General features: G+C 68.2%; 27 protein-coding genes. 9 read left to right on the forward strand and 18 right to left on the reverse strand.

The window, feature by feature from the left end; translation table 11 throughout:
- Nucleotides 1-21 precede the first annotated feature (21 nt).
- The 5 genes from RAN53_RS07545 (at nucleotide 22) to ahpF (ending at nucleotide 5,303) form a co-directional block, all read left to right on the forward strand.
- Nucleotides 22-1,227 (forward strand): alcohol dehydrogenase catalytic domain-containing protein, encoded by a 1,206-nt coding sequence (locus RAN53_RS07545; RefSeq protein ID WP_305796203.1) that lies wholly within the window; start codon nucleotides 22-24, stop codon nucleotides 1,225-1,227.
- Nucleotides 1,224-2,264: a proline racemase family protein gene (locus tag RAN53_RS07550; protein ID WP_305796204.1), complete on the forward strand. Its 1,041-nt coding sequence runs from the start codon at nucleotides 1,224-1,226 to the stop codon at nucleotides 2,262-2,264. Before RAN53_RS07545 ends, RAN53_RS07550 begins: the two co-directional genes overlap by 4 nt.
- Before the next feature lie 199 nt (nucleotides 2,265-2,463).
- Entirely contained in the window at nucleotides 2,464-2,868 is a 405-nt protein-coding gene (locus tag RAN53_RS07555) for a ribonucleotide reductase subunit alpha (RefSeq protein ID WP_305796205.1), read from the forward strand.
- A gap of 150 nt (nucleotides 2,869-3,018) precedes the next feature.
- Nucleotides 3,019-3,582, forward strand: coding sequence for an alkyl hydroperoxide reductase subunit C (ahpC, locus tag RAN53_RS07560; protein ID WP_232913614.1), 564 nt, complete (start codon nucleotides 3,019-3,021; stop codon nucleotides 3,580-3,582).
- Nucleotides 3,583-3,749: 167 nt separating this feature from the next.
- Complete coding sequence (gene ahpF, locus RAN53_RS07565) at nucleotides 3,750-5,303, forward strand: alkyl hydroperoxide reductase subunit F (RefSeq protein ID WP_305796206.1); 1,554 nt, start codon at nucleotides 3,750-3,752, stop codon at nucleotides 5,301-5,303.
- Nucleotides 5,304-5,393: 90 nt separating this feature from the next.
- On the opposite strand, the gene RAN53_RS07570 is transcribed toward ahpF, so the two are convergent.
- The 12 genes from RAN53_RS07570 to RAN53_RS07625 all read right to left on the reverse strand — a co-directional run bounded on the left by RAN53_RS07570 (nucleotide 5,394) and on the right by RAN53_RS07625 (nucleotide 16,590).
- The gene (locus RAN53_RS07570) at nucleotides 5,394-5,759 is read right to left on the reverse strand and encodes a DUF6164 family protein (RefSeq protein ID WP_305796207.1); all 366 of its coding nucleotides are present in this window, start codon (nucleotides 5,757-5,759) and stop codon (nucleotides 5,394-5,396) included.
- Nucleotides 5,760-5,786: 27 nt separating this feature from the next.
- Nucleotides 5,787-6,365: a peptidylprolyl isomerase gene (locus RAN53_RS07575; protein WP_305796208.1), complete on the reverse strand. Its 579-nt coding sequence runs from the start codon at nucleotides 6,363-6,365 to the stop codon at nucleotides 5,787-5,789.
- A 239-nt stretch (nucleotides 6,366-6,604) separates the two neighbouring features.
- Complete coding sequence (locus RAN53_RS07580; RefSeq protein WP_305796209.1) at nucleotides 6,605-7,159, reverse strand: hypothetical protein; 555 nt, start codon at nucleotides 7,157-7,159, stop codon at nucleotides 6,605-6,607.
- 65 nt (nucleotides 7,160-7,224) lie between these two features.
- Entirely contained in the window at nucleotides 7,225-7,800 is a 576-nt protein-coding gene (locus RAN53_RS07585; protein ID WP_305796210.1) for a nitrous oxide reductase accessory protein NosL, read from the reverse strand.
- A 39-nt stretch (nucleotides 7,801-7,839) separates the two neighbouring features.
- Nucleotides 7,840-8,664 carry an ABC transporter permease gene (locus RAN53_RS07590; RefSeq protein ID WP_305796211.1) on the reverse strand — a complete coding sequence of 275 codons (825 nt, stop codon included), beginning with the start codon at nucleotides 8,662-8,664 and terminating at the stop codon, nucleotides 7,840-7,842.
- Nucleotides 8,661-9,605 (reverse strand): ABC transporter ATP-binding protein, encoded by a 945-nt coding sequence (locus RAN53_RS07595; protein ID WP_305796212.1) that lies wholly within the window; start codon nucleotides 9,603-9,605, stop codon nucleotides 8,661-8,663. The genes RAN53_RS07590 and RAN53_RS07595 overlap by 4 nt, the downstream gene beginning before the upstream one ends.
- Nucleotides 9,602-10,918, reverse strand: coding sequence for a nitrous oxide reductase family maturation protein NosD (locus tag RAN53_RS07600; protein WP_305796213.1), 1,317 nt, complete (start codon nucleotides 10,916-10,918; stop codon nucleotides 9,602-9,604). Before RAN53_RS07600 ends, RAN53_RS07595 begins: the two co-directional genes overlap by 4 nt.
- 55 nt (nucleotides 10,919-10,973) lie before the next feature.
- Nucleotides 10,974-12,869: a TAT-dependent nitrous-oxide reductase gene (gene nosZ, locus RAN53_RS07605; RefSeq protein WP_305796214.1), complete on the reverse strand. Its 1,896-nt coding sequence runs from the start codon at nucleotides 12,867-12,869 to the stop codon at nucleotides 10,974-10,976.
- A gap of 3 nt (nucleotides 12,870-12,872) precedes the next feature.
- Nucleotides 12,873-15,002 carry a transcriptional regulator NosR gene (nosR, locus tag RAN53_RS07610; protein WP_305796215.1) on the reverse strand — a complete coding sequence of 710 codons (2,130 nt, stop codon included), beginning with the start codon at nucleotides 15,000-15,002 and terminating at the stop codon, nucleotides 12,873-12,875.
- Nucleotides 15,003-15,114: 112 nt separating this feature from the next.
- Nucleotides 15,115-15,429, reverse strand: coding sequence for a c-type cytochrome (locus tag RAN53_RS07615; RefSeq protein WP_305796216.1), 315 nt, complete (start codon nucleotides 15,427-15,429; stop codon nucleotides 15,115-15,117).
- Nucleotides 15,430-15,703: 274 nt separating this feature from the next.
- Nucleotides 15,704-16,153 (reverse strand): RrF2 family transcriptional regulator, encoded by a 450-nt coding sequence (locus tag RAN53_RS07620; protein ID WP_305796217.1) that lies wholly within the window; start codon nucleotides 16,151-16,153, stop codon nucleotides 15,704-15,706.
- The gene (locus RAN53_RS07625; protein WP_305796218.1) at nucleotides 16,144-16,590 is read right to left on the reverse strand and encodes a DUF454 family protein; all 447 of its coding nucleotides are present in this window, start codon (nucleotides 16,588-16,590) and stop codon (nucleotides 16,144-16,146) included. Before RAN53_RS07625 ends, RAN53_RS07620 begins: the two co-directional genes overlap by 10 nt.
- 88 nt (nucleotides 16,591-16,678) lie before the next feature.
- Between RAN53_RS07625 and RAN53_RS07630 the strand changes: the two genes are divergently transcribed.
- Both RAN53_RS07630 and hemN read left to right on the forward strand, forming a co-directional pair.
- Nucleotides 16,679-17,821 (forward strand): NnrS family protein, encoded by a 1,143-nt coding sequence (locus tag RAN53_RS07630; protein ID WP_305796219.1) that lies wholly within the window; start codon nucleotides 16,679-16,681, stop codon nucleotides 17,819-17,821.
- A gap of 113 nt (nucleotides 17,822-17,934) precedes the next feature.
- The gene (gene hemN, locus RAN53_RS07635; protein ID WP_305796220.1) at nucleotides 17,935-19,320 is read left to right on the forward strand and encodes an oxygen-independent coproporphyrinogen III oxidase; all 1,386 of its coding nucleotides are present in this window, start codon (nucleotides 17,935-17,937) and stop codon (nucleotides 19,318-19,320) included.
- A gap of 198 nt (nucleotides 19,321-19,518) precedes the next feature.
- Here the strand turns inward: hemN and RAN53_RS07640 are convergent, their stop codons facing one another.
- Nucleotides 19,519-20,433: an AEC family transporter gene (locus tag RAN53_RS07640; RefSeq protein WP_305796221.1), complete on the reverse strand. Its 915-nt coding sequence runs from the start codon at nucleotides 20,431-20,433 to the stop codon at nucleotides 19,519-19,521.
- 107 nt (nucleotides 20,434-20,540) lie between these two features.
- Between RAN53_RS07640 and RAN53_RS07645 the strand changes: the two genes are divergently transcribed.
- Nucleotides 20,541-21,053 (forward strand): hypothetical protein, encoded by a 513-nt coding sequence (locus tag RAN53_RS07645; RefSeq protein WP_305796222.1) that lies wholly within the window; start codon nucleotides 20,541-20,543, stop codon nucleotides 21,051-21,053.
- Nucleotides 21,050-21,640, forward strand: coding sequence for an SCO family protein (locus RAN53_RS07650; protein ID WP_305796223.1), 591 nt, complete (start codon nucleotides 21,050-21,052; stop codon nucleotides 21,638-21,640). The genes RAN53_RS07645 and RAN53_RS07650 overlap by 4 nt, the downstream gene beginning before the upstream one ends.
- A 55-nt stretch (nucleotides 21,641-21,695) precedes the next feature.
- Here the strand turns inward: RAN53_RS07650 and RAN53_RS07655 are convergent, their stop codons facing one another.
- From RAN53_RS07655 to RAN53_RS07675, 5 genes are all read right to left on the reverse strand, one after another.
- On the reverse strand, nucleotides 21,696-22,775 hold the full coding sequence (locus RAN53_RS07655; protein WP_305796224.1) for a PHB depolymerase family esterase: 1,080 nt from the start codon (nucleotides 22,773-22,775) through the stop codon (nucleotides 21,696-21,698).
- Complete coding sequence (locus RAN53_RS07660) at nucleotides 22,768-23,487, reverse strand: FKBP-type peptidyl-prolyl cis-trans isomerase (RefSeq protein ID WP_305796225.1); 720 nt, start codon at nucleotides 23,485-23,487, stop codon at nucleotides 22,768-22,770. Before RAN53_RS07660 ends, RAN53_RS07655 begins: the two co-directional genes overlap by 8 nt.
- Nucleotides 23,488-23,605: 118 nt before the next feature.
- Entirely contained in the window at nucleotides 23,606-24,049 is a 444-nt protein-coding gene (locus RAN53_RS07665; RefSeq protein ID WP_161431844.1) for a universal stress protein, read from the reverse strand.
- Nucleotides 24,050-24,066: 17 nt separating this feature from the next.
- Nucleotides 24,067-25,350, reverse strand: coding sequence for a TRAP transporter large permease (locus RAN53_RS07670; protein ID WP_305796226.1), 1,284 nt, complete (start codon nucleotides 25,348-25,350; stop codon nucleotides 24,067-24,069).
- Between the two features lie 30 nt (nucleotides 25,351-25,380).
- Nucleotides 25,381-25,959, reverse strand: a complete 579-nt coding sequence (locus RAN53_RS07675) for a TRAP transporter small permease (protein ID WP_305796227.1) — start codon at nucleotides 25,957-25,959, stop codon at nucleotides 25,381-25,383.
- Nucleotides 25,960-26,102: the final 143 nt, after the last annotated feature.

Here is a 26,102-nt window from a genome sequence, read left to right on the forward strand (position 1 = left end):
GCCCCACCGAGGAGGCAGCAGATGGCGAATTCCCCCGACGCGACCGTTCCCGCCACCATGTCGGCCATGCTGCTGACCGGGCATGGCGACGTCGACAGGCTGGTCTACCGCGACGACGTGCCGACCCCGCAACCGGGGCCCGGCGAGGTGCTGGTGCGGGTCACGGCCACCGCCAAGAACAACACCGACCGCAAGGCCCGCGAGGGGCTCTACCCGGTGAAGAAGGGCGAGGTCACCTCGTTTGCCATGGGCGGCGAGCCGACCCTGACCTTCCCGCGCATCCAGGGCGCCGACATCGCCGGCCGGGTGGTGGCGGTGGGCGAGGGAATCGACGCCGCGCGCATCGGCGAGCGTGGCCTACTCGACTTCAACCTCTACCCGGACGCCCGCCACGACATCAACCTGACCCCGGACTACTACGGCCATGGCGCCGACGGCGGCTTCGCCGAGTATGTCGCCGTGCCCTCGGACCAGTTCCACCACGTGCCCAACCCGGAGCTCAGTGATGCCGAGCTGGCCGCCCTGGGCATGTGCTCCTACCAGACCGCCTACCACATGATGACCTCGGCCCAGGTGAGCGCCGGGGAGCGGGTGCTGGTCAGCGGCGCCAGCGGCGGGGTGGGCACCGCGCTGATCCAGCTGTGTCGCATCGTCGGGGCGATTCCCTATGCGGTGAGCCAGCCGGAGAAGGCCGAAGCGCTCGTGGCACTGGGCGCCGAGGCGGTGATCGACCGGGGTGACCTCGACGGCTTCGCCGAGCGGGTGCTGGCGGCCACCGGCGGCGCGCCCATCGACGCGGTGATGGACCTGGTCGGCGGCGAGATGACCGACCGCTTCATCGACACCATGATCCAGGACATGAAGGCGCGCACCACCTACCCGCGGCTCTCCATCGCCGGCGCCAGCGGCGGCAACATCTCGGAGATCCTGTGGACGCGCATCTACCTCTACCAGGTGCAGATCTTCGGCGTCTCCCACGGCACCCGGGAGGAGGCCGAGCAGCTGATCGCCTGGATCCGCGAGGGCCGGCTGAATCCGGTGCTCCACGCCGCCTTCCCGCTCTCCGAACTGCACGCCGCCGAGCGCTACTTCGTCAGCCGCGGCAGCAACTTCCTGGGCAAGATCGTGATCGTGCCTGACAGCCAATGGGACGAGCACGGCGCCCCCTTCAGCCTGGCCGCTTCCTCTGCCAGCCAGCCCTCCTCCACCCCGGAGTCGCGCCCATGAGCCGCCCGCTGACCTTCAGGATGATGGATACCCACGCCGGCGGCGACGTCAGCCGCATCGTGCTGGGTGGCATCGACGCCCTGCCCGGCGCCACGGTGCGCGAGCAGATGCACTACCTGCGCGACGACGCCGACGGCCTGCGCAAGCTGCTGCTGTTCGAGCCCTACGGCGTGCCGGAGATGTCGGTGGACCTGATCGTGCCGGCCACGGATCCGGAAGCCGCAGCGGGCTATATCATCATGGAGGTGATGGGCTACCCCATCTACTCCGGCTCCAACACCATCTGCACCGCCACCGCGGTGCTCGAGGCCGGCATCGTGCCCAAGCAGGAGGGCGTGCAGCGCTTCACGCTCGAGGCCCCGGCGGGGCGGGTCAACATCGAGGCGAGAGTGGAGAACGGCGTGGTGGAGGCGATCACCTGCGAGGGGTTGCCCAGCTACATCGACACCTACCGCGCCTCGATCCACGTGCCGGGTCTGGGCGAGGTGACCTACAGCGTGGCCTACAGCGGCGGCTTCTATGCCCTGGTGGATGCCACCGAGCTGGGCTTCTCGCTGGTGCGCGAGGAAGAGCGGGCGCTCGCCGACTGCGCCCACCGCATCGTCGAGGCGATCCAGGCCGAGCGTGGCTTCTCCCACTACACCCTGGGCGACGTGGGCCCGCTGCCCTTCCTGCACTTCATGGGGCCGGTGGAGCAGGTCGCCGACGACTTCTACCGCTCGCGCTCCACCACCTATGTGCACCCGGGGGTGATCTGCCGCAGCACCACCGGCACCGGCACCTCGGCGCGCCTGGCGCTGATGCGCCACGAGGGCACCATCGAGCCTGGCGACAAGCTGGAGACTATCTCCCTGCGCGAGACCGGCTTCATCGGCACCTTCACCGGCACCCACGCGGAGGGGCCCCACACGGTGGTGGAGAACACCATCACCGGCAAGGCCTTCGTGCTGGCCCACTCGGACATCGTCGTCAACTGCGATGACCCCCTGGTGGAGTGCGGCGGCCTGCACCATATCCTCAGCGCCCGCCACGGCTGAGTCTCACGCAAGCCGCCAAGCCAGGGGCGCCGGGGACAAGTCGAAGGGGAGGGTAGGCTTGTCGCCGGAACAGCCCCGAGCAATTCTTGTCCTCGCTACCTTGACCGAGACGATTCGCCCGCCTGCCCCTTGAGGCCTCGCGCCAAAGGGGGCAGGCTGGCGCTCATTCCACTTTTCGACACTCCCCCGGAGGCTTCCCGTGTCCATTACCAACTTTGCCGACCTGCTCGGCGAGGCGCGCCTGCAGCCCGATGCCCAGCGCCTGCTCTTCGTCTTCACCCGCGCCGAACTGCCGGACAACCCCACCGCCGAACAGCGCGCCGGCTTCGAGCAGGGCGAGGGCGGTGTGCTCACCCCGGTGCTCTGCGTCGACAAGGCAGCCGAGGAGCTCACCGACATGCCCGCCCTGGTGGCGGAGTCGCAGAACACCGGGGTGGAGTGGGACATCGTCTTCGTCGGCGCCCTTTCCGGTCGCGGCGGCGAGGCACCCGCGTCCGAGCAGGCCGAGGCGCAGCTCGAGCGCATGGTGGAGTCGCTGAAGATGGGCAACGTCGACCAGTTCCTGGCGCTGGACCGCCAGGGCGAGGCGGTACGCATCGGCTGACATCGGGGGCTCAGGCCCTGGGCTTCGGGCCCATAGGGTTGAATTATCAACTCGATGCCACCATTTAATTGTTGCTATCAGACGATGCGGGCTACCATGCCTCCCGTATCCGAGACATCCCTATACTAACGTCGAAAGGAGCATTACCGAATGTCCCTGCTGAACACCGAAATCAAGCCGTTCAAGGCCACCGCTTACCACAACGGCGAGTTCGTCGAGCTGAACGAAGAGCAGCTCAAGGGCCAGTGGAGCATCTTCTTCTTCTATCCGGCCGATTTCACCTTCGTCTGCCCCACCGAGCTGGGTGACCTGCAGGACAACTACGAAGAGTTCAAGAAGCTGGGCGTCGAGATCTACAGCGTCTCCACCGACACCCACTTCACCCACAAGGCCTGGCACGACAGCTCCGAGACCATCGGCAAGCTGACCTACCCGATGCTGGCCGACCCGACCCACACCATCTCGCGCAACTTCGAGGTGCTGATCGAGGAAGACGGCATCGCCGAGCGTGGCACCTTCGTGGTCGACCCCGACGGCAAGATCCAGATCGTCGAGCTGAACGCCGGCAACATCGGCCGCAACGCCGAGGAGCTGCTGCGCAAGGTCAAGGCCGCCCAGTACGTGCGTGCCAACCCCAACGAGGTCTGCCCGGCCAAGTGGGAAGAAGGCGAAGAGACCCTGTCTCCGTCGCTGGACCTGGTCGGCAAGATCTAAGCCGGTCCCTGCCGCGAGGCCCCGCCCCGGGCCTCGCCGCTGCCCCGGGCACCTTCCCCCGCCCGGGGCCCCTTTTACGCCTCTCGAGATCCCCTTACGCGCTGCCGATCGGCAGGGTGCGGACCTCTCGTGACCCCCGATTCCCGAACATGAAGGAACACGCTGTCATGTTGGACGACAATCTGAAAACTCAGCTCAAGGCCTACCTGGCCAAGGTCACCCAGCCCTTCGAGATCGTTGCGTCCCTCGATGACGGCGCCAAGTCGAAGGAGCTGCACGGCCTGCTGACCGACCTCGTCGGCCTGACCGACAAGATCACTCTCAAGCTCGACGGCCAGGACGCTCGCCGCCCCTCCTTCGCGATCAATCGCCCCGGTGAGGAGACCGGCGTGGTCTTCGCCGGCATCCCCATGGGCCACGAGTTCACCTCCCTGGTGCTGGCGCTGCTGCAGATCGGCGGCCATCCACCCAAGGCCTCCGATGAGGTGATCGAGCAGATCAAGGGTCTGGAAGGGGAGCTCAACTTCGAGACCTACTTCTCGCTCTCCTGCCAGAACTGCCCGGACGTGGTCCAGGCGCTGAACCTGATGGCGATCCTCAACCCCAATGTCCACCACGTGGCCATCGACGGCGCGCTGTTCCAGGACGAGGTGAAGGCGCGTGAGATCATGTCGGTGCCCAGCGTCTACCTCAACGGCGAGCCCTTCGACCAGGGTCGCATGAGCCTGGAGCAGATCCTCGCCAAGGTGGACACCGGCGCCGCCGAGCGCGAGGCAGCCAAGCTCAACGACAAGACCACCTTCGACACCCTGATGATCGGCGGCGGTCCCGCCGGCGCCGCGGCGGCCGTCTACGCCGCGCGCAAGGGCATCCGCACCGGCGTGGCCGCCGAGCGTTTCGGTGGCCAGGTGCTCGACACCATGGGGATCGAGAACCTCATCTCCGTGCCTCGCACCGAGGGCCCCAAGCTGGCCGCGGCGCTGGAGGAGCACGTCAAGGAGTACGAGGTCGACATCATGAATCTGCAGCGTGCGGTCAAGCTGGTCCCCGGTCAGCCGGGCGAGGCGCACGAGGTGCAGTTCGAATCCGGCGCCAGCCTCAAGGCGAAGACCCTGGTGCTGGCCACCGGTGCCCGCTGGCGCGAGATGGGCGTGCCCGGCGAGGCCGAGTACCGCAACAAGGGGGTGGCCTACTGCCCCCACTGCGACGGACCGCTGTTCAAGGGCAAGCGCGTGGCGGTGATCGGCGGCGGTAACTCCGGCGTCGAGGCGGCCATCGACCTGGCCGGCATCGTCGGCCACGTGACGCTGGTCGAGTTCATGGACGAGATGCGTGCCGACGCCGTGCTGCAGAAGAAGCTGCGCAGCCTGCCCAACGTGGAGATCATCCTCGGCGCCCGCACCACCGAGGTGAACGGTGACGGCAAGCGCGTCAACGGCCTCACCTATGAGGAGCGCGCCAGCGGTGAGATCCGCAGGCTCGACCTGGAAGGCATTTTCGTGCAGATCGGCCTGGTGCCCAACACCGAGTGGCTCAAGGACTCGCCCATCGAGCTCTCCGAGCGCGGCGAGATCGTCGTCGATGCGCGCGGCATGACCAGCGTGCCGGGCATCTTCGCCGCCGGCGACGTGACCACCGTGCCCTACAAGCAGATCGTCATCGCCATGGGCGAAGGCTCCAAGGCCGCCTTGGGCGCCTTCGACCACCTGATCCGCAGCTGAGTCGTGTTCGAGTGATCCTGGGGCGCCGAGGCGCCCCTACCCACAGCGCCCCCGCCGGGAAGACCGGCGGGGGCGCTGCATTGTGTGGGGTCAGTCGATCAGGCCCAGGAAGGGCAGCAGGGTAAGGGTCAGGATCACCGCCACCGCCATGGCCACCAGCAGCACGCGCACGGGGTGCTGTCGCAGGCGGCTCCACAGGGTCGGCGCGGCGCCCCGCTCGGCCAGGGCATCGTGCTCCTGGCGCATCCGCTCGGCCAGCCCCTGCTGGTAGGCATCCAGTGTCTCCCTGGCCGCCGCGTAATCGGTCTCGTCCCGCAGCCAGATGGCCGCGACTCCCAGGCCCCAGAAGCCGGCCCGGCTCTCGAAGGTGGCGAAGCCCCGCGCCTCGAGCAGGCGGCGTACCTCCGCGGCCTCTTGCTCGGGCACGTTGCCCAGTCGGAACAGCAGTGTCGCCATCGCAGGCTCCCCGGTCTCGGCGCCGGCTCAGCGGGACTCGCCGCGCACTTCGGCGCGCTCGATCATGACCGGGGCGTCGGGCACGTTCTGCATCGGGCCGCGATTGCCGGTGGGCACGCGCTTGATGGCGTCCACCACCTCCATGCCCTCGACGACCCGGCCGAACACCGCATAGCCCCAGGTCTGGCCCGACTGCTTGCTGACGTGGTCGAGGAAGCCGTTGTCGGCGACGTTGATGAAGAACTGAGCGGTGGCCGAGTGGGGGGCGCCGGTACGCGCCATGGCCAGGGTGCCGCGGCGGTTCTTGAGGCCGTTGTCGGCCTCGTTCTGGATCGGCTCGCGGGTCGGCTTCTGGTCGAAGTCGGCGTCGAAGCCGCCGCCCTGGATCATGAAGTCGTCGATCACCCGGTGGAAGAGGGTGCCGTCGTAGTGGCCGGCCTCGACGTAGGCGAGGAAGTTCTCGACGCTCCGCGGGGCCTGCTCCTCGTAAAGCTCGATGCCGATGGCACCCTCGCTGGTATGCAGCACCACATCGGGTTCGGTGGACTGGGCCCAGGTGGGGCTTGCCAGGGTGGCGGTGAGCAGGGCAAGGGCGAGGCGTCGCATGGGCAGTCCTTACGGGCAGGTCAGTGGAGTCAGCGCCCAGCATACGGCGCCGGGCGGCGGCTGTCAGCGCTCGCCGTCCTGGCAGCAGGGTTATCGCAGTAGAAGCACCGCTCAAGGCTTTCCCGGCGACAGGTCTTCGAGGGGGCGCTGTGAACCCGTCCCTGGGCGCTACCGATGCCATCCCTGGCATAGGACCCCCTCTTCGACCTGTCCCCGGCGCCTTTCGCTATCACCGCAGGCTAACTGCGATAGCCTTGGTCCCGGCAGGCCGTGCGGGCGCGTGCCATCGCCTCATCGGCGCCATCGAGGGCGAAGACCATGAACCAGGGATCGTCGGGGCCGCGCATCAGGCGCAGCCGCAGCAACTCGCCTCGGCGCATCTCGTCGAGCAGCAGGGACTGCTCCGGCAGGTCGAACTGCACGTAGAAGCCGCTGTCGCCGCGTTCGGTACGAAACTCGGCCTGGCCCGAGTGGATGGTCTGCTCGTCGACCCGCAGGTCGGCGGGCACGCGGTTGGCCAGGCGAGTCTCGGGCTGGCGCTCGCCGAGGTCGACCCGCATCTCCAGCCAGGGGGCCTGGCAGGCGCCGGGGGTGAAGGTGACACCGAAGTGAGCGTCGGCGTAGGTGTTGCCCTCCAGGGCGCGGTAGAGGCGCTGCTCGCCGAGGCTCAGGGTCATCGACTGCCAGGCGCCGTGGCGCTCGACCTCGGCGACGTTGAACTGCACCGCGGCAACAGGCCAGGCCAGGGCCAGGCCGACCAGGGCGGCAACGAGACGGGGAAGGCGAGACGGCATCTAGGGCTCCTCGGGGGACGATGCGCCCGAGGCTAGCACGCCGCCCCCCGTCGCGCAGCTAGGGGCTACTGGGAATGCTGCATACCACCCATGTCGTCGCCCATCTCCATGGGCATGCCCCCACCGATATCACCACCCAGCTCGCCGCGGCCCAGGCGCCCCAGCAGCTCGAGGTCGATCTCGGCGAAGGTGACCAGCTCGCCGCCATGCTCGTCGCGAAACGCCTCGGCGTCGGCCTGCTCGGCGAACGAGGCCAGGGTGTGACCCATGCCGCCGCGCTGGTCGTGACCCACCACGTAGATCGCCTCGCTGGCCAGCACGAAGGCCTCGTCGTCGGGGGTGGCCCAGGGGGCGGCGGCCACGTCATGCACATAGGCGTGGGAGACCCGGGTCTCGTTCTCGGGCTGCTTGAGGAAGGCGAACAGGTCCATGGTGGAGCAGAACTTCAGCGCCTCGCCCTGCTTCTCCATGAAGGCCTCGCCCTTGGGCCCGGGGTGCTCGGTGATCAGCATGCCGCAGACGTGGCAGCTGTCGCCCGCCTCGATGGGCTGGGCGGCGGCCAGCGCCTCGGGTTCGGACTCGCCGCAGGCGGCGAGCAGCAGGGCGGAAAGCAGCAGCAGTGGGAGGAGCAGTTTTTTCATGGGGTCTCTCTACTGGTGAGCTTAGGGGAATCGGCAGGGTCAGGCGGTGCGGCGCCGGAAGCGCAGCAGCGCCAGGCCCAGGGGTACCAGGATCCAGGCCACCAGGATGGCGGTGACCATGGCGGGGCGGAAGGCGCTGCCCTCGGCGATGGAGGTCAGGCCGGTATAGCTGCGGGCGGCCTCGAAGCCGGCCAGGTTGATCAGCCGGAAGCATTCGGTGGGGTTGAGCAGCAGCAGCCAGGGCAGCCAGTCGCCCCCCTGTTCGACGCTGACCAGCAGCGCCAGCAACCCCAGGTCGAAGACCAGCACGAACAGGAACCACACGATCAGCGCCAGGCCGGCGGCGCGGGCCTTCTCGGTGACCCAAACGCTGATCAGGTAGGCGAAGGCGATGAAGACCCAGCCGAGCAGGATGCTGCTGCCGATCAGCAGGCCCATGCCGGCGGCCAGCTCGGCCAGCGCCACGCCCTCGGCGCCCACCGCGATCACCACCCCGGCGATGGAGAAGCCCAGCGCCGTGGCGGCGGCCAGGATCAGGCCGTGGCCGAGGAACTTGCCGAGCAGCAGCTGGGTGCGGCTGATGGGATAGGTGAGCAGCAGCAGCAGGGTGCCCGCCTCCTGCTCACCGACCACGGCATCGTAGGCCAGCAGCAGGGCGATCAGCGGGATCAGGAATACCGCGAGGGTGGCCAGGCTGACCACGGTAGTGGCCAGGGAGGTGAAGCCCAGGCCGCCGCTGGCGGCGGCACCGAACCAGGCGATGCCCACGGCGAGGAAGGCCAGCACCAGGGCGATGGCCAGCACCCAGCGGTTGCGCAGGCCGTCGCGGAACTCCTTGCCGGCGATGGTCAGGATGGCGTTCATTCGGCGTCTCCTCGTTGCGCGGGCGAGAGGCCGGCGGAGAAGTGGGTGTAGAGGTGCTCCAGGGTCGGCGGCAGCAGCTCGATGTCCTCGATGCCGGCGGTGTCGGTGAGTCGGCGCAATACCGCGAGCTTGGCGTCCGGCGGTATCGTCAGCGTGACCTCGTGGCCGTTGACGGGGTTGGCCGCGATGCGCGGGTCGTCCCAGCCGGCGAGTCGCGCGGCGAGGTCGCCCTTGCCGCCATGGCCCCGGGCGCGCACGGTGATCGGCAGGGCGGCCTCCTCGCGCAGCTGTGCCAGGCTGCCCAGCGCCAGGCGCTTGCCGCCGCCGAGGATCAGCGCGCGGTCGATATAGGGCTCCACCCCGGGCAGCACATGGGAGGAGAGCAGCACCGTGCAGCCGCGCTCGCGCAGGCCGCGCACCGTGTCGTAGAAGTCGCGGGTGGCGGCCGGGTCGAGGCCGGTGGTGGGCTCGTCGAGCAGCAGCAGGCGGGGGTCGCCGAGCAGCGCCTGGGCGAGCCCCAGGCGCTGGCGCATGCCCTTGGAGTAGGTCTTCACCCGGCGGTGGGCGGCGTGGCCGAGGCCGACACGGTCCAGCAGTTCACCCACCTGGCCGCGATCGACCCGCTTCAGGCGGGCGAAGTAGTCGAGCACCTCCCGGCCGCTGAGCTGCTCGTAGAAGCTGACGTTCTCGGGCAGGTAGCCCAGGCGGCGACGCAGCGTCTCGGCATGGGCGCCGTCGGGGGCGCCGCCGAGCACCGCCACTTGCCCTTCGCTGGGCGAGAGCAGCCCCAGGATCAGGTGCATGGTGGTGGTCTTGCCGGCGCCGTTGTGGCCCAGCAGGGCCAGTACCTCGCCCTCGTTCACCCGAAGGTCGAGGGCATCGAGGCGCACCAGGCCGCCGTCGCGGCGGGTGACGCCCTGGAAATCGATTACCGCGGTCATGCGTCGGCCTCTTCGAAGTCGGGTTCGTTCATCAGCGGATGGCTGTCCTTGACGCCCTGGGGGCGGAATACCGGGAACTGGCGCTGCACCCAGCGCAGGGCCAGCACCGCGGGGCTGTGCATCAGCAGCCGCGCCACCGGGTAGCGCCACAGCAGGCGGTCCATGGCATCGTTGGGCTCGTAGGGGGTGTCGCCCACGCCGTCGCCGTCGAGGTCCCAGCCCAGGTAGTCGCTCCAGTAGTTGCCCTGTCCCGCCTCGGACCACTCCTGGGCCCGGGTGGCCACGTACATCACCTGCTGGCGGTTGTCGACGAAGGCGTTGCCGACCAGCTCGTTGTCCTCGGAGCCGGCGGTGAGGTGGATGCCGATATCACTCTCGGCCAGGCGGTTGGCCTCGAAGCGGTTGTACTGGGAGTTGTAGACGAATATCGCCTTGCCCTCGGCGCCGCTGACCAGCCCCTTGCCCTGGGCGTCACGGCGTTGGTGGGCACGGGTGACCCGGTTGTCGCGCAGCGTCGAGTCGGTGATGTTGTTCATCAGGATGCCGTAGTTGCGATCCCCCTCCGAGCGGTTGCCGATGACCGTGAGGCGCTTGGACTGCATCAGCGCGTAGCCGGTACGGGTATCGCGGGTGGTGTTCTCCTCCACGCGGTTGTCGTAGGCGTACATGTAGTGCACCCCGTAGCGCAGTGCCTGCATATGGTTGCCGCGCAGCAGGCACTGGCTGCTGGTGTCGATATAGATGCCGTCGCGGGTGTGGCGGATATCGTTGCCCTCCACCCTGACGTTGCGGGAGTTGAACAGGTGCACGCCGTTACCGCGATCCTGGGAGCGCACGGTGGCGTCGCCGCGGATGACGTTGTCGAGCACCTGCACGTCGCTGACGGCGTCGAGCCACAGGCCGAAGCCGGGGCCTTCGAGCCGCGAGTCACGGATCACGCTGCCGCCGGCGCGCTCCTCGATGAAGATGCCGGCATCCATGTCGGTGAGGTTGGCGCCCCAGTTCTCGATGGTCACGCCCTCGATCACGATGTTTGGAGCGTCGAGAACCACGGCGTGGCCCTGTCCGCCGCCGTCGATCACCGCGCCCGTGGCGCCCGAGAGGGTCAGGGTGCGGTCGATGACCAGCGGGCCGGGATAGCGGCCCTCTGGCAGTATCAGGCGGTCGCCGCGCTCGGCCCGCTCGATCAGCGGCTGCAGCGGCTCGCCGGGGCTGGCCGTGAAATCGGCGGCCAGCAGGCCACCCGGCAGCCACAGGAGCAGCCAGGCGACGGGCAACAGTCGGGGGACGACGCGAGGCTGTCGTCGGGTCATGCGTCTCTCCAGAAAAAAGCGGGGCCGGGCGTCTGCCCGGCCCCGATGGGTGCTATCAGGCCTTCTCGACCAGCATGCGGCCGGTCATCTCCATATGCATGGCGTGACAGAACCACTGGCAGTAGTACCAGTGTACCCCGGGCTTGTCGGCGGTGAAGGTGACGCTGGCGGTCTGCTGGGGGCTGATCTCCATGACGGCACCGTGGTTGGTCATGGTGAAGCCGTGGGTGACGTCCTCGACCTGGTCGAGGTTGGTGATCACCACGGTGACCTCGTCGCCCTGCTTGACCTTGAACTCGGTGATGCCGAACTGCGGCGCCACCGAGGTCATGTAGACGCGCACCTGGTTGCCGTCGCGCACGATCTTGTTGTCGGTCTCCAGGGTGACGCCGTCCTCCTTGGCCATGGCCACGGTCTCGGCGAAGAAGGGGTCGTCACGGACCCAGACCTTCTTGGGATTGATCTGGTCGGCACGCACCAGGATGCAGTCGTGGGGCTCGGCGAAGGCCGGGCCGTCGTGGACCAGCTTCATCTCCTCGCCGGAGATGTCGATCAGCTGGTCGTTCTCCGGGCGCAGCGGACCCACCGGCAGGAAGCGGTCCTTGGAGAACTTGGAGAGCACCACCAGCCACTTGCCGTCGGCATCCTTGGTCTCGGTGAGACTGGCGTGGTTGTGCCCCGGCTGGTAGTGGACATCGAGCTTCTGGCGCAGGTAGTTCACCTCCTCGCCGTCGTAGGCGCGGATGGCGTCCTCGATGTTCCACTTGGCGATCTGGCTATCGATGAACAGCGTGGTGTAGGCGTTGCCGCGGCCGTCGAAGGTGGTGTGCAGCGGCCCCAGCCCCAACTCCGGCTCGCCGACCACGGTGTCGCGCGGCTCGATGGCATCGTCGAACAGCTCGGGGAGCTTGTCGATGGCGATGATCGTGCAGGTCGGCGAGAGCTTGCCGTTGGCGATGAAGTACTTGCCGTCCGGCGAGGTGTTGAGGCCGTGGGGGTTCTTGGGCACCGGGATGTAGCGGGTCAGCGCCGAGCCCTTGCGGCCGTCGAGCACCGGCACCTCGCTGTCGCCCAGGGTCTTGAACTCGCCGGCGGCCACGGCGGCCTCGATCGCCTCGACGTCGAACACCACCACCCAGTCGCGTTCGGCGCGCATGGTGTCGGCCAGGGTCATGCCCTTCTCGGAGTTGTAGCAGGTCGAGGCCACGAAGCGCCCGGTGTAGTCGGCATCGGTGTTGTCGAGGTTGCCGTCGACGATCACCTGCCAGGCCACGTCCATGCTCTCGGCGTCGATGCCGTTGAACATGGTGTAGTAGCCCTCCGGGTTCTCCATGCCGCGGCCGTCGTTGACGGTGTCGTCGTCGTGATGGGGGATGGGGAACTCGGCGTTGGCGAACACGTACTTGGTGTGCGGCACCTTCTGCAGCCGCAGGCCGTGGATCGCCTGGACGTTGGGGATGCTGGTGATCTTGTCCGTCTTCATGATGTCGAGACGGATACGGGCCACCCGGGTGTTGGCCTTGTCGTTGATGAACAGGTACTTGCCGTCGTAGCTGCCATCGGTCATGGAGATATGCGGGTGGTGGGAGTCACCGTTGAGGAACTTGACCGAGTCGCCGAGGATGCGCCTGGACTCGTTGGTGATCCCCCAGCCGGTGGCCCCCTCCTGGTTGAACACCGGGATGCGCATCAGCTCGCGCATGGAGGGGATGCCCACCACGCGGACCTCGCCGGACTGGCCGCCGCTCCAGAAACCGTAGTACTCGTCGAGCTCGCCCGGGGCGACCTCGATGCTGCCCTCGCTGGCGGCCTGGGCCTTGCCGCTGCCGCCGAGCAGGGTACCGGCGCCGAAGCCGCCGGCCAGGCCCGCCCCGGCGACACCGGTGACCGCGCTGTTGCGCAGGAAATGGCGGCGTCCGAGATTCTCGATCTCTTTCTTCTTGTCACTCATGGTTCACTCCTCCTGGTAGGTCGGAATCCGCTGCAGCCGTGCGCTGGCGGGGTCATGGGTCTCGACGCCACGCTTGCCCGTGGAGAGTCGCGACGCCTTCTCGAAACGCTTGCGGCGCTTGATCATCGGCGGGCAGCGCTTGTCGTCGTGGTAGGTGATCTGGCAGTCGAGACAGTAGTGGCACTCGTTGGCATTGATGCGACCATCCGGGTGGATGGCGGCCACTTCGCATTCGTTGGCGCAGATCTGGCACGGGGTGCCGCAGTCGCCGCGGTGCCGCTTGAGCCAGTCGAACAGGCGCAGGCGGGCGGGAATCGCCAGGCCGGCGCCCAGCGGGCAGACGTAGCGGCAGTAGAACTTGTGGTTGACGGCGGAGATCGCCACCAGCACCAGGGCGTAGAGCAGGAAGCCCCACTCGCGCTGGAAGCGCAGGGTAATGGCGGTCTTGAAGGGTTCCACCTCGGCGTAGCGCTCGGCGGTGCCCAGCGAGTGCAGGGAGACCGCGAACAGCCCCAGCAGGATGATGTACTTGAGCGCCCAGAGCCGCTCGTGGAGGCCGAAGGGCGGCTCGAACTGCCTCACGCCGAGCCTGCGGGCGGCCTTGTTGACCAGGTCCTGGAGGGCGCCGAAGGGGCACAGCCAGCCGCAGAAGACGCCGCGGCCCCAAAGCAGCAGGCTCACCGCCACGAAGGACCAGAGGATGAACATCATCGGGTCGATCAGGAACGAACCCCAGCTGAAGTCGCTGATCAGGGCGTTGGTGAAGGTCAGGATATTGACCACCGAGAGCTGGGCCAGGGAGTACCAGCCGATGAACACCAGGGTGTAGACCAGAAAGCCCAGACGCAGCGGGCGCAGGATGCGCGGATGCTTCACCAGTACGTCCTGGAACAGCATGATGCCTGTCAGTACCAGCAGGCCGGCGAGCAGCACGGCGATCTGGAAGGCCTTGTCCTTCCACACCTCGACCCAGATCGGCACCTCCTTGGGCGGCTCGGGGCGGTCGATATAGGCCTCGGGCACGCTGTAGTCGGCGCTGAAGCGGCTGAACTCGGTGTCCAGGGGGCCGGAGGCGCGGCGCACCAGCAGCTCCAGTTGCCATGGCCGGCCGGGGTCGAAGGCGGCCGCGTCGCGGATGATGAAGATATCGCGCTCGTCGAAGGCCGGGGCGCCCTCGATGCCCAGGTTGCCCAGGCGAATATGGTCGCGGTCGTGGAAGCTTATGGTATTGCCGCCCTGGGAGAGCTCGAGGCGATCGAAGATGCCCCCGCGCACGTAGCCCGAGCCCTTGAAGGAGTAGTCGCCGCGGCCCATCACCGCGATGGCGTGCTCGCCCTCGTCGAGCCGCTCCAGCAGCTGCTCGTAGCCGGTGTCGCCGAGCAGGTTGCGCCCGGCGGTGGGCGGGTTCAGGTAGGTGTAGAAGAGCTCGATGAAGGTGCGCTCCGCCGGTTGCGGCGTGTGCATGTAGTCCTCGGCGGGGGTGCCCACGAAGGAGTCGTCCACCTCGCCATGGGTCAGGTGCAGGCGGCGAATGGTGCCGTCGCCGGTGAGGGTCGACCAGTTCCTCGATTCGAAGACGTCCTGACGCACCGTGGCCGGCGGGGTGGCGGAGGGGTCGGCGATCAGCCCCTGCTCGGCGGCCACCAGGCGGGCGGCGCGCATCACGGTGTCGCTGACCACGATGACGGTGACCGTGGCGCCGGAGATGGCGTCCAGGTTGTCGCCCACCTTCATGCGGTCGTTGACGTGGGCGCCGACGTGGTCGTCGGCGAAGTCCTCGAGTTCCTGCTCCGGGATGCCCACCAGCATGATGGGCTCCTCGTGGCTGATGACGTCGGCCTGGACGATATTCCCCTCGAGGTCGAAGGCCACCAGCATGTTGACCGGCTTGCCGGAGTAGGCGGGTATCGGCGCCATCTCGACGCTCTCGAAGGCGTAGCCGAGGGTCTCGTCGCCGGCCATGATACGGCTGACTGGCCACTGGGAATCGGCGGGCTCCAGGCGGTCTGCCGCGGGGAAGCCCTCGCGCACCTGCCCCAGTTCCATGGCGTTCAGCGGCAGGGACATCAGCAGCAGAAGCAGTGTCAGCAGCAGGCCGACGACGCGGGTCGGCCGAAGGTTTGATTCGGGCATGGGGAGGTCCTTGCGGGCGTTGGCCATGGCGTATCGGGCGGCAACCCGGCCGCTACCCATATGCAGCAGGGCCGGCGCTGGGCCGGCCCGGGCCGTCATTCCTGACTGGCGGTCATTCCAGGCTTGAGTAGTAGGCGGCGATGTCGGCGATGTCCTCATCGGAGAGGCCCTGGGCCATCGGCGTCATCAGTGCCGACATGCCGCCACCGCGCTGGCCATCCCGATAGGCCTTGAGGCTGCTCTCGAGGTAGGTGGCCGACTGGCCGTTGAGGTTAGGGTAGATGGGCGCCAGGCCCTTGCCGTCGGTGCCGTGGCAGGCCACGCAGGTGCCGATCTTGTCCGCACCGGCCTCGGCGTCGCCGGCGGCCTGAGCGTCCATGGCCAGGAGGGCGCCGCCGAGCAGGGTGGCCGCGAGGAGCAGTTTCATAAGGAACCTCCAGAATGCATATTCAATTGCTTATAAAAGCCCGGTTGCGACAATCGACCTCACCGGGCAGCTGTTGCCATCATGCCAGTCAGCGTGCTGCCTCGGCTTGACGTGGGTCATCTACAGCCTAGACCCATGAGGCAAAAAAGCAAAAGACATACCTAATAAAGCCCAGGAGGGCGGGAGCGGCAGGACCGCCGCGACCCGGCGAGGTGATCGCCCGGGAGACGCGGGAGCAGCGGCCCGGTGTGGACCGCACGCGTGGGGGAGGGACTCAGGCGGCGGGGTTGTCGTCCAGCTGCAGCAGGCGGATCAGTGGCCGGCGGCGTGGGCCCAGCAGGTCCTCGAGGGTGTAGCCGTCGAGCACCCCGAGGAAGGCCTCCAGGGCTTCCATCAGGATGTGCTTGAGTTGGCAGGCCGGCGTGATCACGCACTCGTTGTCGTCGCCGAAGCACTCCACCAGGGTGAGGTCACGCTCGGTGAGGCGCACCAGCTCGCCGAGCACGATGGTGTCCGGCTCGCGCCGCAGCAGCAGTCCGCCGTTCTTGCCGCGGATGGAGGTGATGTAGCCTTGGTGGCTGAGGTCCTGGACCACCTTCATCAGGTGGTTGCGCGAGATATCGAAGCGCTCGGCGATCTCGGTGATCGTGGAGCGACGCTCGCCCTTCATCGCCAGATAGAGCAGCACGCGCAGCGAGTAGTCGGTGAAACGGGTCAGATGCATGTGGGGCGTCGTCTTGTGGTCGAAGGTCGAATCAGCGCCGGGCCCAGATGCGGGGCGGCGGGGCTAGCGAGGGCGCTGGGCCGGGTCAGCACATAGGCGGCCACCGCGAGGAACAGCAGCGCCGCCAGCGTCAGGCCGAGGGGTGGCATGCCGCCGATCCAGAGCAGCCCCCAGCTGACGGCCAGCAGCAGCGGTGCCAGCGCCTTGGCGCGTCGCGGGATGGCACGTTCTTCGCGCCAGGCCTGCAGGGTGGGGCCGAAGCGGGGGTGCCTCTGCAGCCAGCGCGCCAGCCGCGGCGAGCCCTTGGGCGCCGACCAGGCGGCCAGCAGCAGGAAGGGCGTGGTCGGCAGCAGCGGCAGCACCAGGCCGGCGGTGCCGAGCCCGATGCAGGCGTAGGTCAGGCTGCACCAGGCCAGACGCGAAGCGGATCCTGACATGTGATGACCTCCCCGGCCCGGGGGCGTAGACTGTTAAGGAGTAAGCTGCATACATCTTAGCACGGCGGCATGCCGGGAGGGTTGCGCTGTGTCAACAAAGCCCGCGGGGCGTCGTTCCACGCTGCCCGCCTGGCGGCTGTTCTTCCCCCTGGCAGCGCTGCATGCCGCGATCTCGGCGCCGTTGACGCTGGCGGCATTCTACCACGGCCTGTCCCTTGGTCTGCTTGCCTCCCCTGCGGCACACGGTCGCGAGTTGCTGTTCGGCTTCGCCCTGGCGGTGATCGCCGGCTACCTGCTGGGACCGCTGCCGCGGCGATGGTTGCTGGGGCTGGTGGCCCTGTGGCTCGCCGCCAGGGGCGGCGGTCTGCTGTGGCCCGAGGCGCTGCCCGTGCTGCTCGCCGATGGCCTGTTTGCGGCGCTGCTGGCCTGGCGAGTAGTGCCGCGCTTCCTGGCCGCCAAGAAGTGGCGCAACCGGATGCTGTCGCCGCTGCTGGGCGTGCTCTGCCTGCTCGCCGTGGCAACCCTGGTTGGGCGCCTGGCACGCCACGACCCGTTGCCCCCTGCGCTGATGCATCACGCCGTGCTCTGGCTGGTGCTGTTGATGGCCTTCATGGGTGGCCGGGTGCTGGCGCCGGCGATCAATGGCCACCTGATGGCGAGCCGACGCCAGGCCGGCGCCGGGATTCAGCCGCGGCTGGAGGGGGGGTTGATCCTGCTGCTGGGGGTCACCCCGCTGCTGGCCCCCTGGCCGTCCACGGCCAGCCTGGCGGCGCCCCCGATGGCGGCGGCGGGGCTGGTGGTGATGTGGCGGCTAGGCCGTTGGCGCCCCTGGACGCTGGCCGAGCGCCCCGACCTGCTCGGCCTGCTGCTGGGCTATACCTGGCTGGGGATCGGGCTGCTGCTGGCGGCCCGCACCCTGTGGCTGGGCCAGCCGCTGGGCGGTGTGATCCACGCCTTCACCGTGGGGGCGCTGGGCACCCTGGCCAGCGGCATCATGCTGCGCCAGGCCATTCTCAGGGCCAAGGGGCGGCCCGAGCGAGAGCCGCTGCTGTTGCCGCTGGCACTGCTCTTCGCCGTGGCCGCCGTGCTGCGCCTGGTGGCCTTCCCGGCGGGCGCGGCCTGGCTGCCCCTGCTGTGGGCCTCGGCCCTGGCCTGGAGCCTGGCTTGGCTGCTCACCGCCTGGCGGCTGCTTGTCTGGTCGCGGCGGGTGCCGAGTCGCCCAGGGATTTGACCGGGGTCAACTACCACCACAAGGGTACCGACGCGCCGGCCCCAGGCTGGCATACTGCGCAGCATTCGGCATCGCCGCGGCGGTGCCAGAGCTTTCAACGAGGCCGTTTGATCATGCAAGACCATCTGCTCTTCAATCGCCCGCTGGTCGAGAAGTACGACCGCCCCGGGCCGCGCTACACCTCCTATCCCACGGCGCCCCAGTTCCATGCGGCCTTCGCCGAGGATGACTACCGTGCGGCCGCCGAGCGCAGCAACCGCGCCGAGACGCCCAAGCCGCTGTCGGTCTACGTGCATATCCCCTTCTGCAAGAGCCTCTGCTACTACTGCGCCTGCAACAAGATCATCACCCACAACACCGAGCGTGCCGCCGAGTACCTGACCTGGCTCCAGCAGGAGATCCGGGTGCAGGGGGCGCTGTTCGACGAGACCCGGCGCATGACTCAGCTGCACCTGGGCGGTGGCACGCCGACCTATTTAAGCAACGCCCAGCTCGGCGAGCTGATGGCGAGCCTGGATGACGCCTTCCACTTCGCGCCGCCCGAGGAGCGCGAGTTCTCGCTGGAGGTGGACCCGCGCACCGTGACCCCCGAGCAGATCCATGAGCTGCATGCGCTGGGCTTCAATCGGCTGAGCTTCGGGGTGCAGGACTTCGACCCCGACGTGCAGAAGGCGGTCAACCGCGTGCAGAGCGAGGAGGATGTCATCTCCCTCGTTCACGCCGCCCGGGAGGCGGGCTTCGAGTCGGTGAGCGTCGACCTCATCTACGGCCTGCCGCTGCAGACGGTGGCCAGCTTCGACACCACCCTGGACAAGATCATCGCCCTGCGCCCGGATCGCATCGCCACCTACAGCTATGCCCACCTGCCGGAGCTGTTCAAGGCTCAGCGGCTGATCCGTCCCGAGGACATGCCGCCTCCGGAGCGCAAGCTGGAGCTGCTGGAGCTGACCATTCGCCGCCTCACCGAGGCCGGCTACGTGTATATCGGCATGGACCACTTCGCCCTGCCCGAGGATGAGCTGACCCTGGCCCGGGAGAACGGCACCCTGCAGCGCAACTTCCAGGGCTACTCCACCCACGCCGACTGCGACATGATCGGCCTGGGCATCACCTCCATCGGCAAGGTGGGGGACACCTACAGCCAGAACGTCAAGGAGACCGCCCAGTACCAGCATCGCCTGCAGGAGGGCCATCTGGCGGTGTTCCGCGGCTACCGGCTGAGCGACGACGACCGCCTGCGTCGCGACGTGATCAACGCCCTGATGTGCCATAACCGCATCGACTTCGCGGCCATCGAGGCCGAGCACGGCATCGTCTTCCGCGACACCTTCGCCGACGCCCTGGAGGAGCTCCAGGAGATGGCCGACGACGGCCTGCTGGCGATCCGCGACGCCGAGATCGAGGTGCTGCCCGCCGGCCGGCTGATGATGCGCAACGCCGCCATGGCCTTCGATGCCTACCTGGCCAAAAGCAAGGGTCGCTACTCGCGCACGGTGTAGAACGAAAAAGGCCACCCTCGGGGAGGGTGGCGCAAGACCGTGACTAGCAATGAGGAGGGAGAAACCAGGCCAGGAGACTGGCGGGCCCTGCCTGGTGACGGCGCCTCATCAACGCCGACAAATGAAGAGTAATCGTTCTCGTTTGCTTCGTCAACACAAATGCGAATACTTTCTATCTGAGTCGCGCGGACGCCGCCATCAGCCGGCCAGGCGCAGCCAGAGGGGCAGGGTCGCCATGGCCAGCAGGGTCTGGCCGGTGATCAGCGCCGCCATCATCTCGGCGTCGCCGCCCAGCTGGCGGGCCAGGATATAGGCCGAGGTGGCGGTGGGCAGGGCGGCGAACAGCAGCACCACGTCGCGGCTCACCGGATCCAGCCCCAGCAGCGCCGCCAGGGCCAGGGCCAGGGCCGGCATCAGGGCCAGCTTCACCAGATGGCTGGCCCAGATGCCGCGGTCGAGGCGTACCAGGGCCGCGGGGCGCAGCGCCACGCCCACCGCCACCAGACCCAGGGGCAGGGCGGCACGCCCCAGCAGTTCCACCGTTGCCGCACTCCAGCCCGGCAGGCCGATGCCGCTGACGTTCAGGCCGATACCGATCAGACAGGCCAGGATCAGCGGGTTGCGGCCCAGAGCGGCCAGGCTCCTGCCCAGGCTGCCGCGGCCCAGGGTGCCCGCGGCGATGAAGCTGGCCACGCACAGCACGTTGACCACCGGGACCATCAGCGCCACGGCCACCGCGGCCACGGTGGCCCCAGGCGCGCCGTGCAGCGCCGCGGCGCCGGCCACGCCCACATAGGTATTGAAGCGCAGCGCGCCCTGGAAGGCCGAGGTGAAGGCGGCGGCCTCCAGGTCCAGCCGGCCGCGTATCAGCCACATCAGGACGGCGAAGGCGCCCATGGCCCCCAGCAGTGCCACGGCCACCCGGGTCACCGGTACCTGGCCGACGTCGGCGGTGGCCAGGGTAGCCACCAGCATGGCGGGAAACAGCAGGAAGTAGATCAGCCGCTCCAGCTGGGGCCAGAACTCGCCGCCCGGCTGCTGCAGCCGGCCCAGTCCGGCGCCCAGCAGGATCAGCAGGAACAGGGGGCCCAGGGCACCCGCGACGTCCGCCATGTCGGTCTCCTTGGTCTCGTTGCCTGCGACATCGCTCCGCAGTCTGCCACAGACGAATGCTGATAAGCTTGCCGGCATCACCTCTCACCGTGAGGATCACGTCCTCCATGCCCGACTCTTCCAGCCACGAAGCGACCGTCCCCCGCCCCCCGCTGCTGCGCCTGCTGGTGCTGTTTACCCTGGGCACGGTGGCCGTGGCGCTTTGGTTCCTGGCCAGTCACCTGCTGCGCGACGCGGGGCAGGTACATTGGTACCCCGAGGCGACCGGCTGCGAGCTGAGTGCCGGGCCCTGCCTGGCCGAGCTGGGCAACCAGCGCCGCCTGGCACTCGACCTCGGCGTGCGTGGCGAGATCCGGGCCCTGCAGCGACTGCCCCTCGAGGTCTCCCTCGACGGGGTGGATGCGGAGCGCGTGGTGGTGGACTTCGTGGGCCGCGACATGGACATGGGGCTGCATCGCTACCCCCTGACCCTCGCTGACGATGGCCGCTATCGCGGCGAGGGACAGATCCCGATCTGCACCGAGGCGGTGATGCCCTGGCGGGCGCGTGTCATCGTCGAGACCGCCGATGGTAAGCTGGGCAGCGGGTTCGATTTCGATGTGGAGGGAGACGCGCCATGAAACGCAAGGGAGTCTGGGCCGGTGTTGGCCTGATCGTGCTGCTGCTGGCGGTGGGCGGCGTCGGCTGGTACCAGCAGCAGCTCGCCGCCGGCGTCGATGGTGGCCCGGTCGGTGGCCCGGTGGAGCTGGCCTCGACCCAGGGTGACTTCTCGCTGACCCGGCTCGAGGAGGACCAGCTGGCGGTACTCTTCTTCGGCTATACCTACTGCCCCGACGTCTGCCCGATGAGCCTGGCGGTGGTGCGCCAGGCCCTGGCCGAGCTCGAGCCCGCCCAGCGCGAGCGGGTGGTGCCGCTGATGGTCTCGGTGGATCCCGAGCGCGACACCCTCGAGCGGCTGGCGGCGTATCTGGCCTTCTTCGGCGAGCGCTTCATCGGCGCCACCGGCAGCCAGGCGCAGCTCGAGGGGCTGGCCGAGCGCTACGGCGTGGTGTGGCGCCGGGTCGAGGCGCCGGACTCGGCCATGGGCTACACCATCGACCATAGCTCGTCGCTCTACCTGGTCGACCGCCAGGGGGAGATCCAGCGCCGGGTGCTCTACTCGCCCTCCCACCAGGGGCTGCTCGCCGCACTGCGCGAGACGCTCTAGCCCACTTCACCTCGCCACCTCATCATCACCTCCGGGCCTCGCCCGGCGGCGACGATCAGCGTGCCGGCATGTCTTCCTGCAGCCGCTCGAGCATGGCCATCAGCGCGCGTGTCTGGCTGCCCTGGCGGCTGTCGTGCATGGGGTCGAGCTGCCAGGTACTCTCGGCATAGCCCCACCAGTCCCAGCAGCCCTGGGGATTGCCCAGGCGGGTCTCGGCCTGTGGATAGAGCACGATGCGCCGGTTCTCCGCCGCCCAGGCGTTGAGCCCGGTGTGGCGCACGAAGGCCTCGTCGATCTGCTCGGCGCCCATGCTGCAGCCGTGCAGTGCCATGCTGACCGCACAGCCACCCTCCGCGCATTCCTCCGGCACGAACAGGTAGCCGGTATCGGCCAGCCCCTTGGCGTCGAAGTCGCCCTGATCGAAGCGCAGCAGCTCACCGCGCGGCGCATCGCCGGCGGCCGGCGCCTGCTCGCCGTGCAGCCAGGCCAGGGCATCGCCGGCGATGTCCAGGTCGCAGGCCAGCAGGTGAGGGGCACCACCCTCACGGCAGTCGCCCAGCGCGGCCGGCTCGGCGGCGACAAGCGCCGTGTCCACGGGCCAGCCGTGGCCCACGTCTGCATCCTGGCGAAACTCCAGCTGTGACGCCGGATCGCCCAGCCAGCCCCGGAACTGCTCGGTCAGCGCCGCGCCCAGGCGTGGCTCGACGACCTCGTCGGCGCCACCGTGCCAGACGTAGACCCTGAGCGCCTCCAGCGCCTCGGCCTGGCCGACCAGGTCGCGTTCACGATAATCGGCCAGGCGCTGCTCCAGGGCCTGCATGTCCGGCATGCCGCGCCGGGTGGACATGCACTGGCCCAGCGCCAGGCCCAGCGAGCCCTGGGCACACGACCAGGGGCCGGCCGCCAGCACGCCGAGCCCAGCGAAGCGCTCGGGCCAGGCCACCGCCAGCTGGGTGGCCATGTAGCCCCCCGAGGAGACGCCCAGCACGCTGGTGTCCGAGCCGCTCGCCGCCAGGGCGGGGAGCGGCTGTGGTGGGGTGTCGGTGGACGCTGAGGTATCGGCGAGCGGCGCCGCCGAGGGCAGCGCCGCGAGCATCGCGGCCGCCACCCAGGCGCCTGGCTGGGGCTTACTCATCGTCCTGGCTGTCGCCGGACGCCGCTTCCGCGTCGTTGATATCGAGCAGCTCGACCTTGAAGAGCAGCGTCTCGTGGGGGCCGATGGGTCCCTGGCCCTGGGCGCCATAGGCCAGCTCGGCGGGGATCACGATCTCCCAGGTGTCGCCCACGTTCATCAGCTGCAGGGCCTCCTGCCAGCCTTCGATGACCTGATCGACCCGAAAGCTCACCGGTTCGCCGCGCGCATAGGAGCTGTCGAAGACGGTGCCGTCGATCAGGGTGCCCTCGTAGTGCACCTCAACGCTGTCCCGGGCGCCCGGGCTGACGCCGTCGCCGGATTCCAGCTCGCGGTACTGCAGGCCGGAGTCGGTGGTCTCGACGCCGTCGCGCTCGGCGTTCTCGGCCAGGTAGGCCTCGCCCTCGGCGCGGTTGGCCTCGGCGGCCGCCTCGGCCTCTGCCTGGCGCTCGGCGGCGGCCTGCTGCTGGAAGGCCATCAGCGCCTCGGCCATCTCCTCGTCGCTCAGCGCGAGGTCGTCGCCGGCGAAGACGTCCTGGATTGCCTGGGTGAAGGCGTCGACGTCGAGGTCCTCGACGTCCTGCTGCAGGCTCTGGCCCAGGGTCACGCCGAGGCTATAGCCCAGCTTCTGCTCGTCGCTCTCGATAGCGCCGAACGCCAGGGGGGCGGCACCCAACAGGGCGGCGAGGGAGGCGGTGGTCAGCAGTCGTTTCATGGAAGTCCCTTGTGGTTCCGGCGCCGGCGGGCGCCTGGGGTGAATGCGAACCTTGGGACTCTAACAGGGGCGGCCCGGTTCCGCAGCACGCGGCGACCGGGCCGAGGGAGGGGGGGGGTCAGACCACCAGGGTGGGGCAGTGGGCAGAGCCCGCCACGCGCTGGGAGACGCTGCCCAGCAGCAGGCTCTTGTCGCCGTTGGTGCCCTGGGCGCCGATCACGATCAGGTCGCACTCGCGCTTGCGGGCGAAGCGCACGATGGTACGCGAGGGACGCCCGCCCTTGACGAAGGCGCGCAGCTTGTCGGCCGGTACCCCCATCTCGATGGCCTGGTTCTTGGCATGCACGGCGATCTCGGTGGCGTACTCCTTGAGGGCGTCGTCGGGTATCTCCAGCTTGTCGGGGCGCACCATGGAGAGCGAGGCCTCGAGCAGGCTGTGGTGCTTGAACACGCACAGCAGGTAGAGCTCCGCGCCGGTCAGCAGCTGCAGCCCCACGCCCTTCTCGAGTGCCTTGAGCGCGCCCTTGGAGCCATCCACCGGGACCAGGATCCGATTGAACATGGTTCACTCTCCTTGGATCAGTTGAATGCCACGTCGCGCAGGAACAGGGCGATCTGCGGGAACATGATCAACAGCGCCGCGGCCAGTACCAGCATGAAGATGAAGGGCGGCGTGCCCTTGATCACGTCCAGGTAGGGGCGCTTGAAGATCGCGATGGCGGTAAAGATGTCACAGCCGAAGGGTGGCGTGGCCGAGCCGATGGCGACCTGCAGGGTGATCAGGATACCCACCAGCACCGGATCGAGGCCGGTAGCGGCGATCGCCGGGGCGAAGATCGGCGTCAGCACCAGGATCACCACGATGGGATCGACGAACATGCAGGCCACGAAGAAGGAGATGCAGATCGCGATCAACACGCCGGTAGGTCCGGCCTCGTTGATGCCCACGGCCTCCAGGATCGCCTGGGGAATCTGCGCGAAGGAGATGATCCAGGAGAAGCCGTTGCCCGCCGCTACCAGGATGAACACCACCGCGGTGATCAGGCCGGTGGACTTGGCGATGGCGTAGATATGCTGCATCTTCAGCGAACGGAAGATGACGAACTCCAGGAAGACCGCATAGAGCACGCAGGCCGCCGCGGCCTCGGTGGGGCTGAAGACGCCGCCGTAGATGCCGCCGACGATGATCACCGGGAAGCCCAGCGGCCACAGCGCCTGGCGAACCGCGGTGAGGCGTTCACTCCAGTTCGCCCGGGCCTCGGTGGGGACGTCGCGGATCACGGCGTAGGCGATACAGTAGGCGGAGAACATGGCCAGGATCATCAGCCCCGGGCCGATGCCGGCGATGAACAGTTCGGCGATGGAGGTCTCGGAGATGACCCCGTAGATGATCATGCCGATGCTCGGCGGGATCAAGAAGGCGATATCGCTGGCGTTGATGATCAGCGCCAGGGTGAAGGAGTCGGAGTAGCCGGCCTTGAGCATCTTGGGGCGCAGTGGCGAGCCTACCGCCACCACGGTGGCCTGGGTGGAGCCCGAGACGGCGCCGAACAGGGTGCAGGAGGTGGCGGTGGAGACCGCCAGGCCGCCCTTTATATGGCCGATGAAGGACATCACCATGGCGATCAGACGGTCGGCCGACTGGCCGCGGGTCATGATGTCGGCGGCGAGGATGAACATCGGCACCGCGATCAGCGAGGCGGGCCGGATGCCGGCCATCATCTGCTGGATCAGGGTATCCATCTGCCCCAGGCCGTTGAACATCATGAAGAAGCCGATCACCGCGGCGGTGAGCAGCGGGATCATCATCGGAAAGCCCAGCAACAGCAGGGCGATCATGGTGCAAACCATTATGGTGGTCATAGTGCGTTCCCCCGAGCGTAGCGCCCTGCGTCAGACTTCCGTTTCCGTGTCCTTGTAGCCATCGACCACGCCGGTCGACAGGTAGACATCCCTTGAGGTCATGTTCTTGATGGCGGTGAGCAGGTACTGGATCCCGGTGATCAGGAAGCCCAGCGGCGCCCACACATAGATCCACCAGATCGGAAAGCCCAATGCCGGCAGCACACGACCGCTGTCACGCTGTTCCAGGATGTAGACCAGCGAGTAGTAGAGCAGGAAGAACATCACCAGCGCGGTGAACAGGGCGATGACGATCATCAGGGCGCGGCGTCCGCCCACCGGCAGCGCATCGTAGATGGCCGACATGCGGATGTGGCGGCCGTGGCGCGCGGCATAGCCGATGCCGGCGAAGGTGATCATGATGATCAGGATGCGGTTGATCTCGCCGGTCACGAAGATGCTGTCACCGAACACGAAGCGGGCAATGACGTTGGCGATGGTATTGACCGCCATCAGCAACACGCCCATGGCCAGCAGCACCGCCTCCAGCTTGCTGATCAGGGTATCGATGACGCCTAGCGGGCCGGGCAGGCCCGAGCGATAGGCGTTTTCGGCTTCTTCATCTGTCATGGCTGCACTCCCTTCAGCATGCAGTTGGTTGTTGGCCGTGTATCAAGCAACGGCTTCTCGACTGTCAGGATACGCCGCGCGGTGGCGTGGTGTGGTCCCGGGGTCAACGCTGGGTGCACGCAACGAACAAGGGGGGTGGCCCG

This window comes from Halomonas sp. SSL-5, assembly GCF_030708455.1.
Classification (GTDB): domain Bacteria; phylum Pseudomonadota; class Gammaproteobacteria; order Pseudomonadales; family Halomonadaceae; genus Halomonas.

Bases quoted from the DNA above. Each gene is read 5' to 3' on its own strand.
- RAN53_RS07545 (WP_305796203.1), top strand. From the start codon at position 22: ATGGCGAATTCCCCCGACGCGACCGTTCCCGCCACCATGTCGGCCATG.
- RAN53_RS07550 (WP_305796204.1), top strand. From the start codon at position 1,224: ATGAGCCGCCCGCTGACCTTCAGGATGATGGATACCCACGCCGGCGGC.
- ahpC (WP_232913614.1), top strand. From the start codon at position 3,019: ATGTCCCTGCTGAACACCGAAATCAAGCCGTTCAAGGCCACCGCTTAC.
- ahpF (WP_305796206.1), top strand. From the start codon at position 3,750: ATGTTGGACGACAATCTGAAAACTCAGCTCAAGGCCTACCTGGCCAAG.
- RAN53_RS07570 (WP_305796207.1), bottom strand. From the start codon at position 5,759: ATGGCGACACTGCTGTTCCGACTGGGCAACGTGCCCGAGCAAGAGGCC.
- RAN53_RS07575 (WP_305796208.1), bottom strand. From the start codon at position 6,365: ATGCGACGCCTCGCCCTTGCCCTGCTCACCGCCACCCTGGCAAGCCCC.
- RAN53_RS07580 (WP_305796209.1), bottom strand. From the start codon at position 7,159: ATGCCGTCTCGCCTTCCCCGTCTCGTTGCCGCCCTGGTCGGCCTGGCC.
- RAN53_RS07585 (WP_305796210.1), bottom strand. From the start codon at position 7,800: ATGAAAAAACTGCTCCTCCCACTGCTGCTGCTTTCCGCCCTGCTGCTC.
- RAN53_RS07590 (WP_305796211.1), bottom strand. From the start codon at position 8,664: ATGAACGCCATCCTGACCATCGCCGGCAAGGAGTTCCGCGACGGCCTG.
- RAN53_RS07595 (WP_305796212.1), bottom strand. From the start codon at position 9,605: ATGACCGCGGTAATCGATTTCCAGGGCGTCACCCGCCGCGACGGCGGC.
- RAN53_RS07600 (WP_305796213.1), bottom strand. From the start codon at position 10,918: ATGACCCGACGACAGCCTCGCGTCGTCCCCCGACTGTTGCCCGTCGCC.
- nosZ (WP_305796214.1), bottom strand. From the start codon at position 12,869: ATGAGTGACAAGAAGAAAGAGATCGAGAATCTCGGACGCCGCCATTTC.
- nosR (WP_305796215.1), bottom strand. From the start codon at position 15,002: ATGCCCGAATCAAACCTTCGGCCGACCCGCGTCGTCGGCCTGCTGCTG.
- RAN53_RS07615 (WP_305796216.1), bottom strand. From the start codon at position 15,429: ATGAAACTGCTCCTCGCGGCCACCCTGCTCGGCGGCGCCCTCCTGGCC.
- RAN53_RS07620 (WP_305796217.1), bottom strand. From the start codon at position 16,153: ATGCATCTGACCCGTTTCACCGACTACTCGCTGCGCGTGCTGCTCTAT.
- RAN53_RS07625 (WP_305796218.1), bottom strand. From the start codon at position 16,590: ATGTCAGGATCCGCTTCGCGTCTGGCCTGGTGCAGCCTGACCTACGCC.
- hemN (WP_305796220.1), top strand. From the start codon at position 17,935: ATGCAAGACCATCTGCTCTTCAATCGCCCGCTGGTCGAGAAGTACGAC.
- RAN53_RS07640 (WP_305796221.1), bottom strand. From the start codon at position 20,433: ATGGCGGACGTCGCGGGTGCCCTGGGCCCCCTGTTCCTGCTGATCCTG.
- RAN53_RS07645 (WP_305796222.1), top strand. From the start codon at position 20,541: ATGCCCGACTCTTCCAGCCACGAAGCGACCGTCCCCCGCCCCCCGCTG.
- RAN53_RS07650 (WP_305796223.1), top strand. From the start codon at position 21,050: ATGAAACGCAAGGGAGTCTGGGCCGGTGTTGGCCTGATCGTGCTGCTG.
- RAN53_RS07655 (WP_305796224.1), bottom strand. From the start codon at position 22,775: ATGAGTAAGCCCCAGCCAGGCGCCTGGGTGGCGGCCGCGATGCTCGCG.
- RAN53_RS07660 (WP_305796225.1), bottom strand. From the start codon at position 23,487: ATGAAACGACTGCTGACCACCGCCTCCCTCGCCGCCCTGTTGGGTGCC.
- RAN53_RS07665 (WP_161431844.1), bottom strand. From the start codon at position 24,049: ATGTTCAATCGGATCCTGGTCCCGGTGGATGGCTCCAAGGGCGCGCTC.
- RAN53_RS07670 (WP_305796226.1), bottom strand. From the start codon at position 25,350: ATGACCACCATAATGGTTTGCACCATGATCGCCCTGCTGTTGCTGGGC.
- RAN53_RS07675 (WP_305796227.1), bottom strand. From the start codon at position 25,959: ATGACAGATGAAGAAGCCGAAAACGCCTATCGCTCGGGCCTGCCCGGC.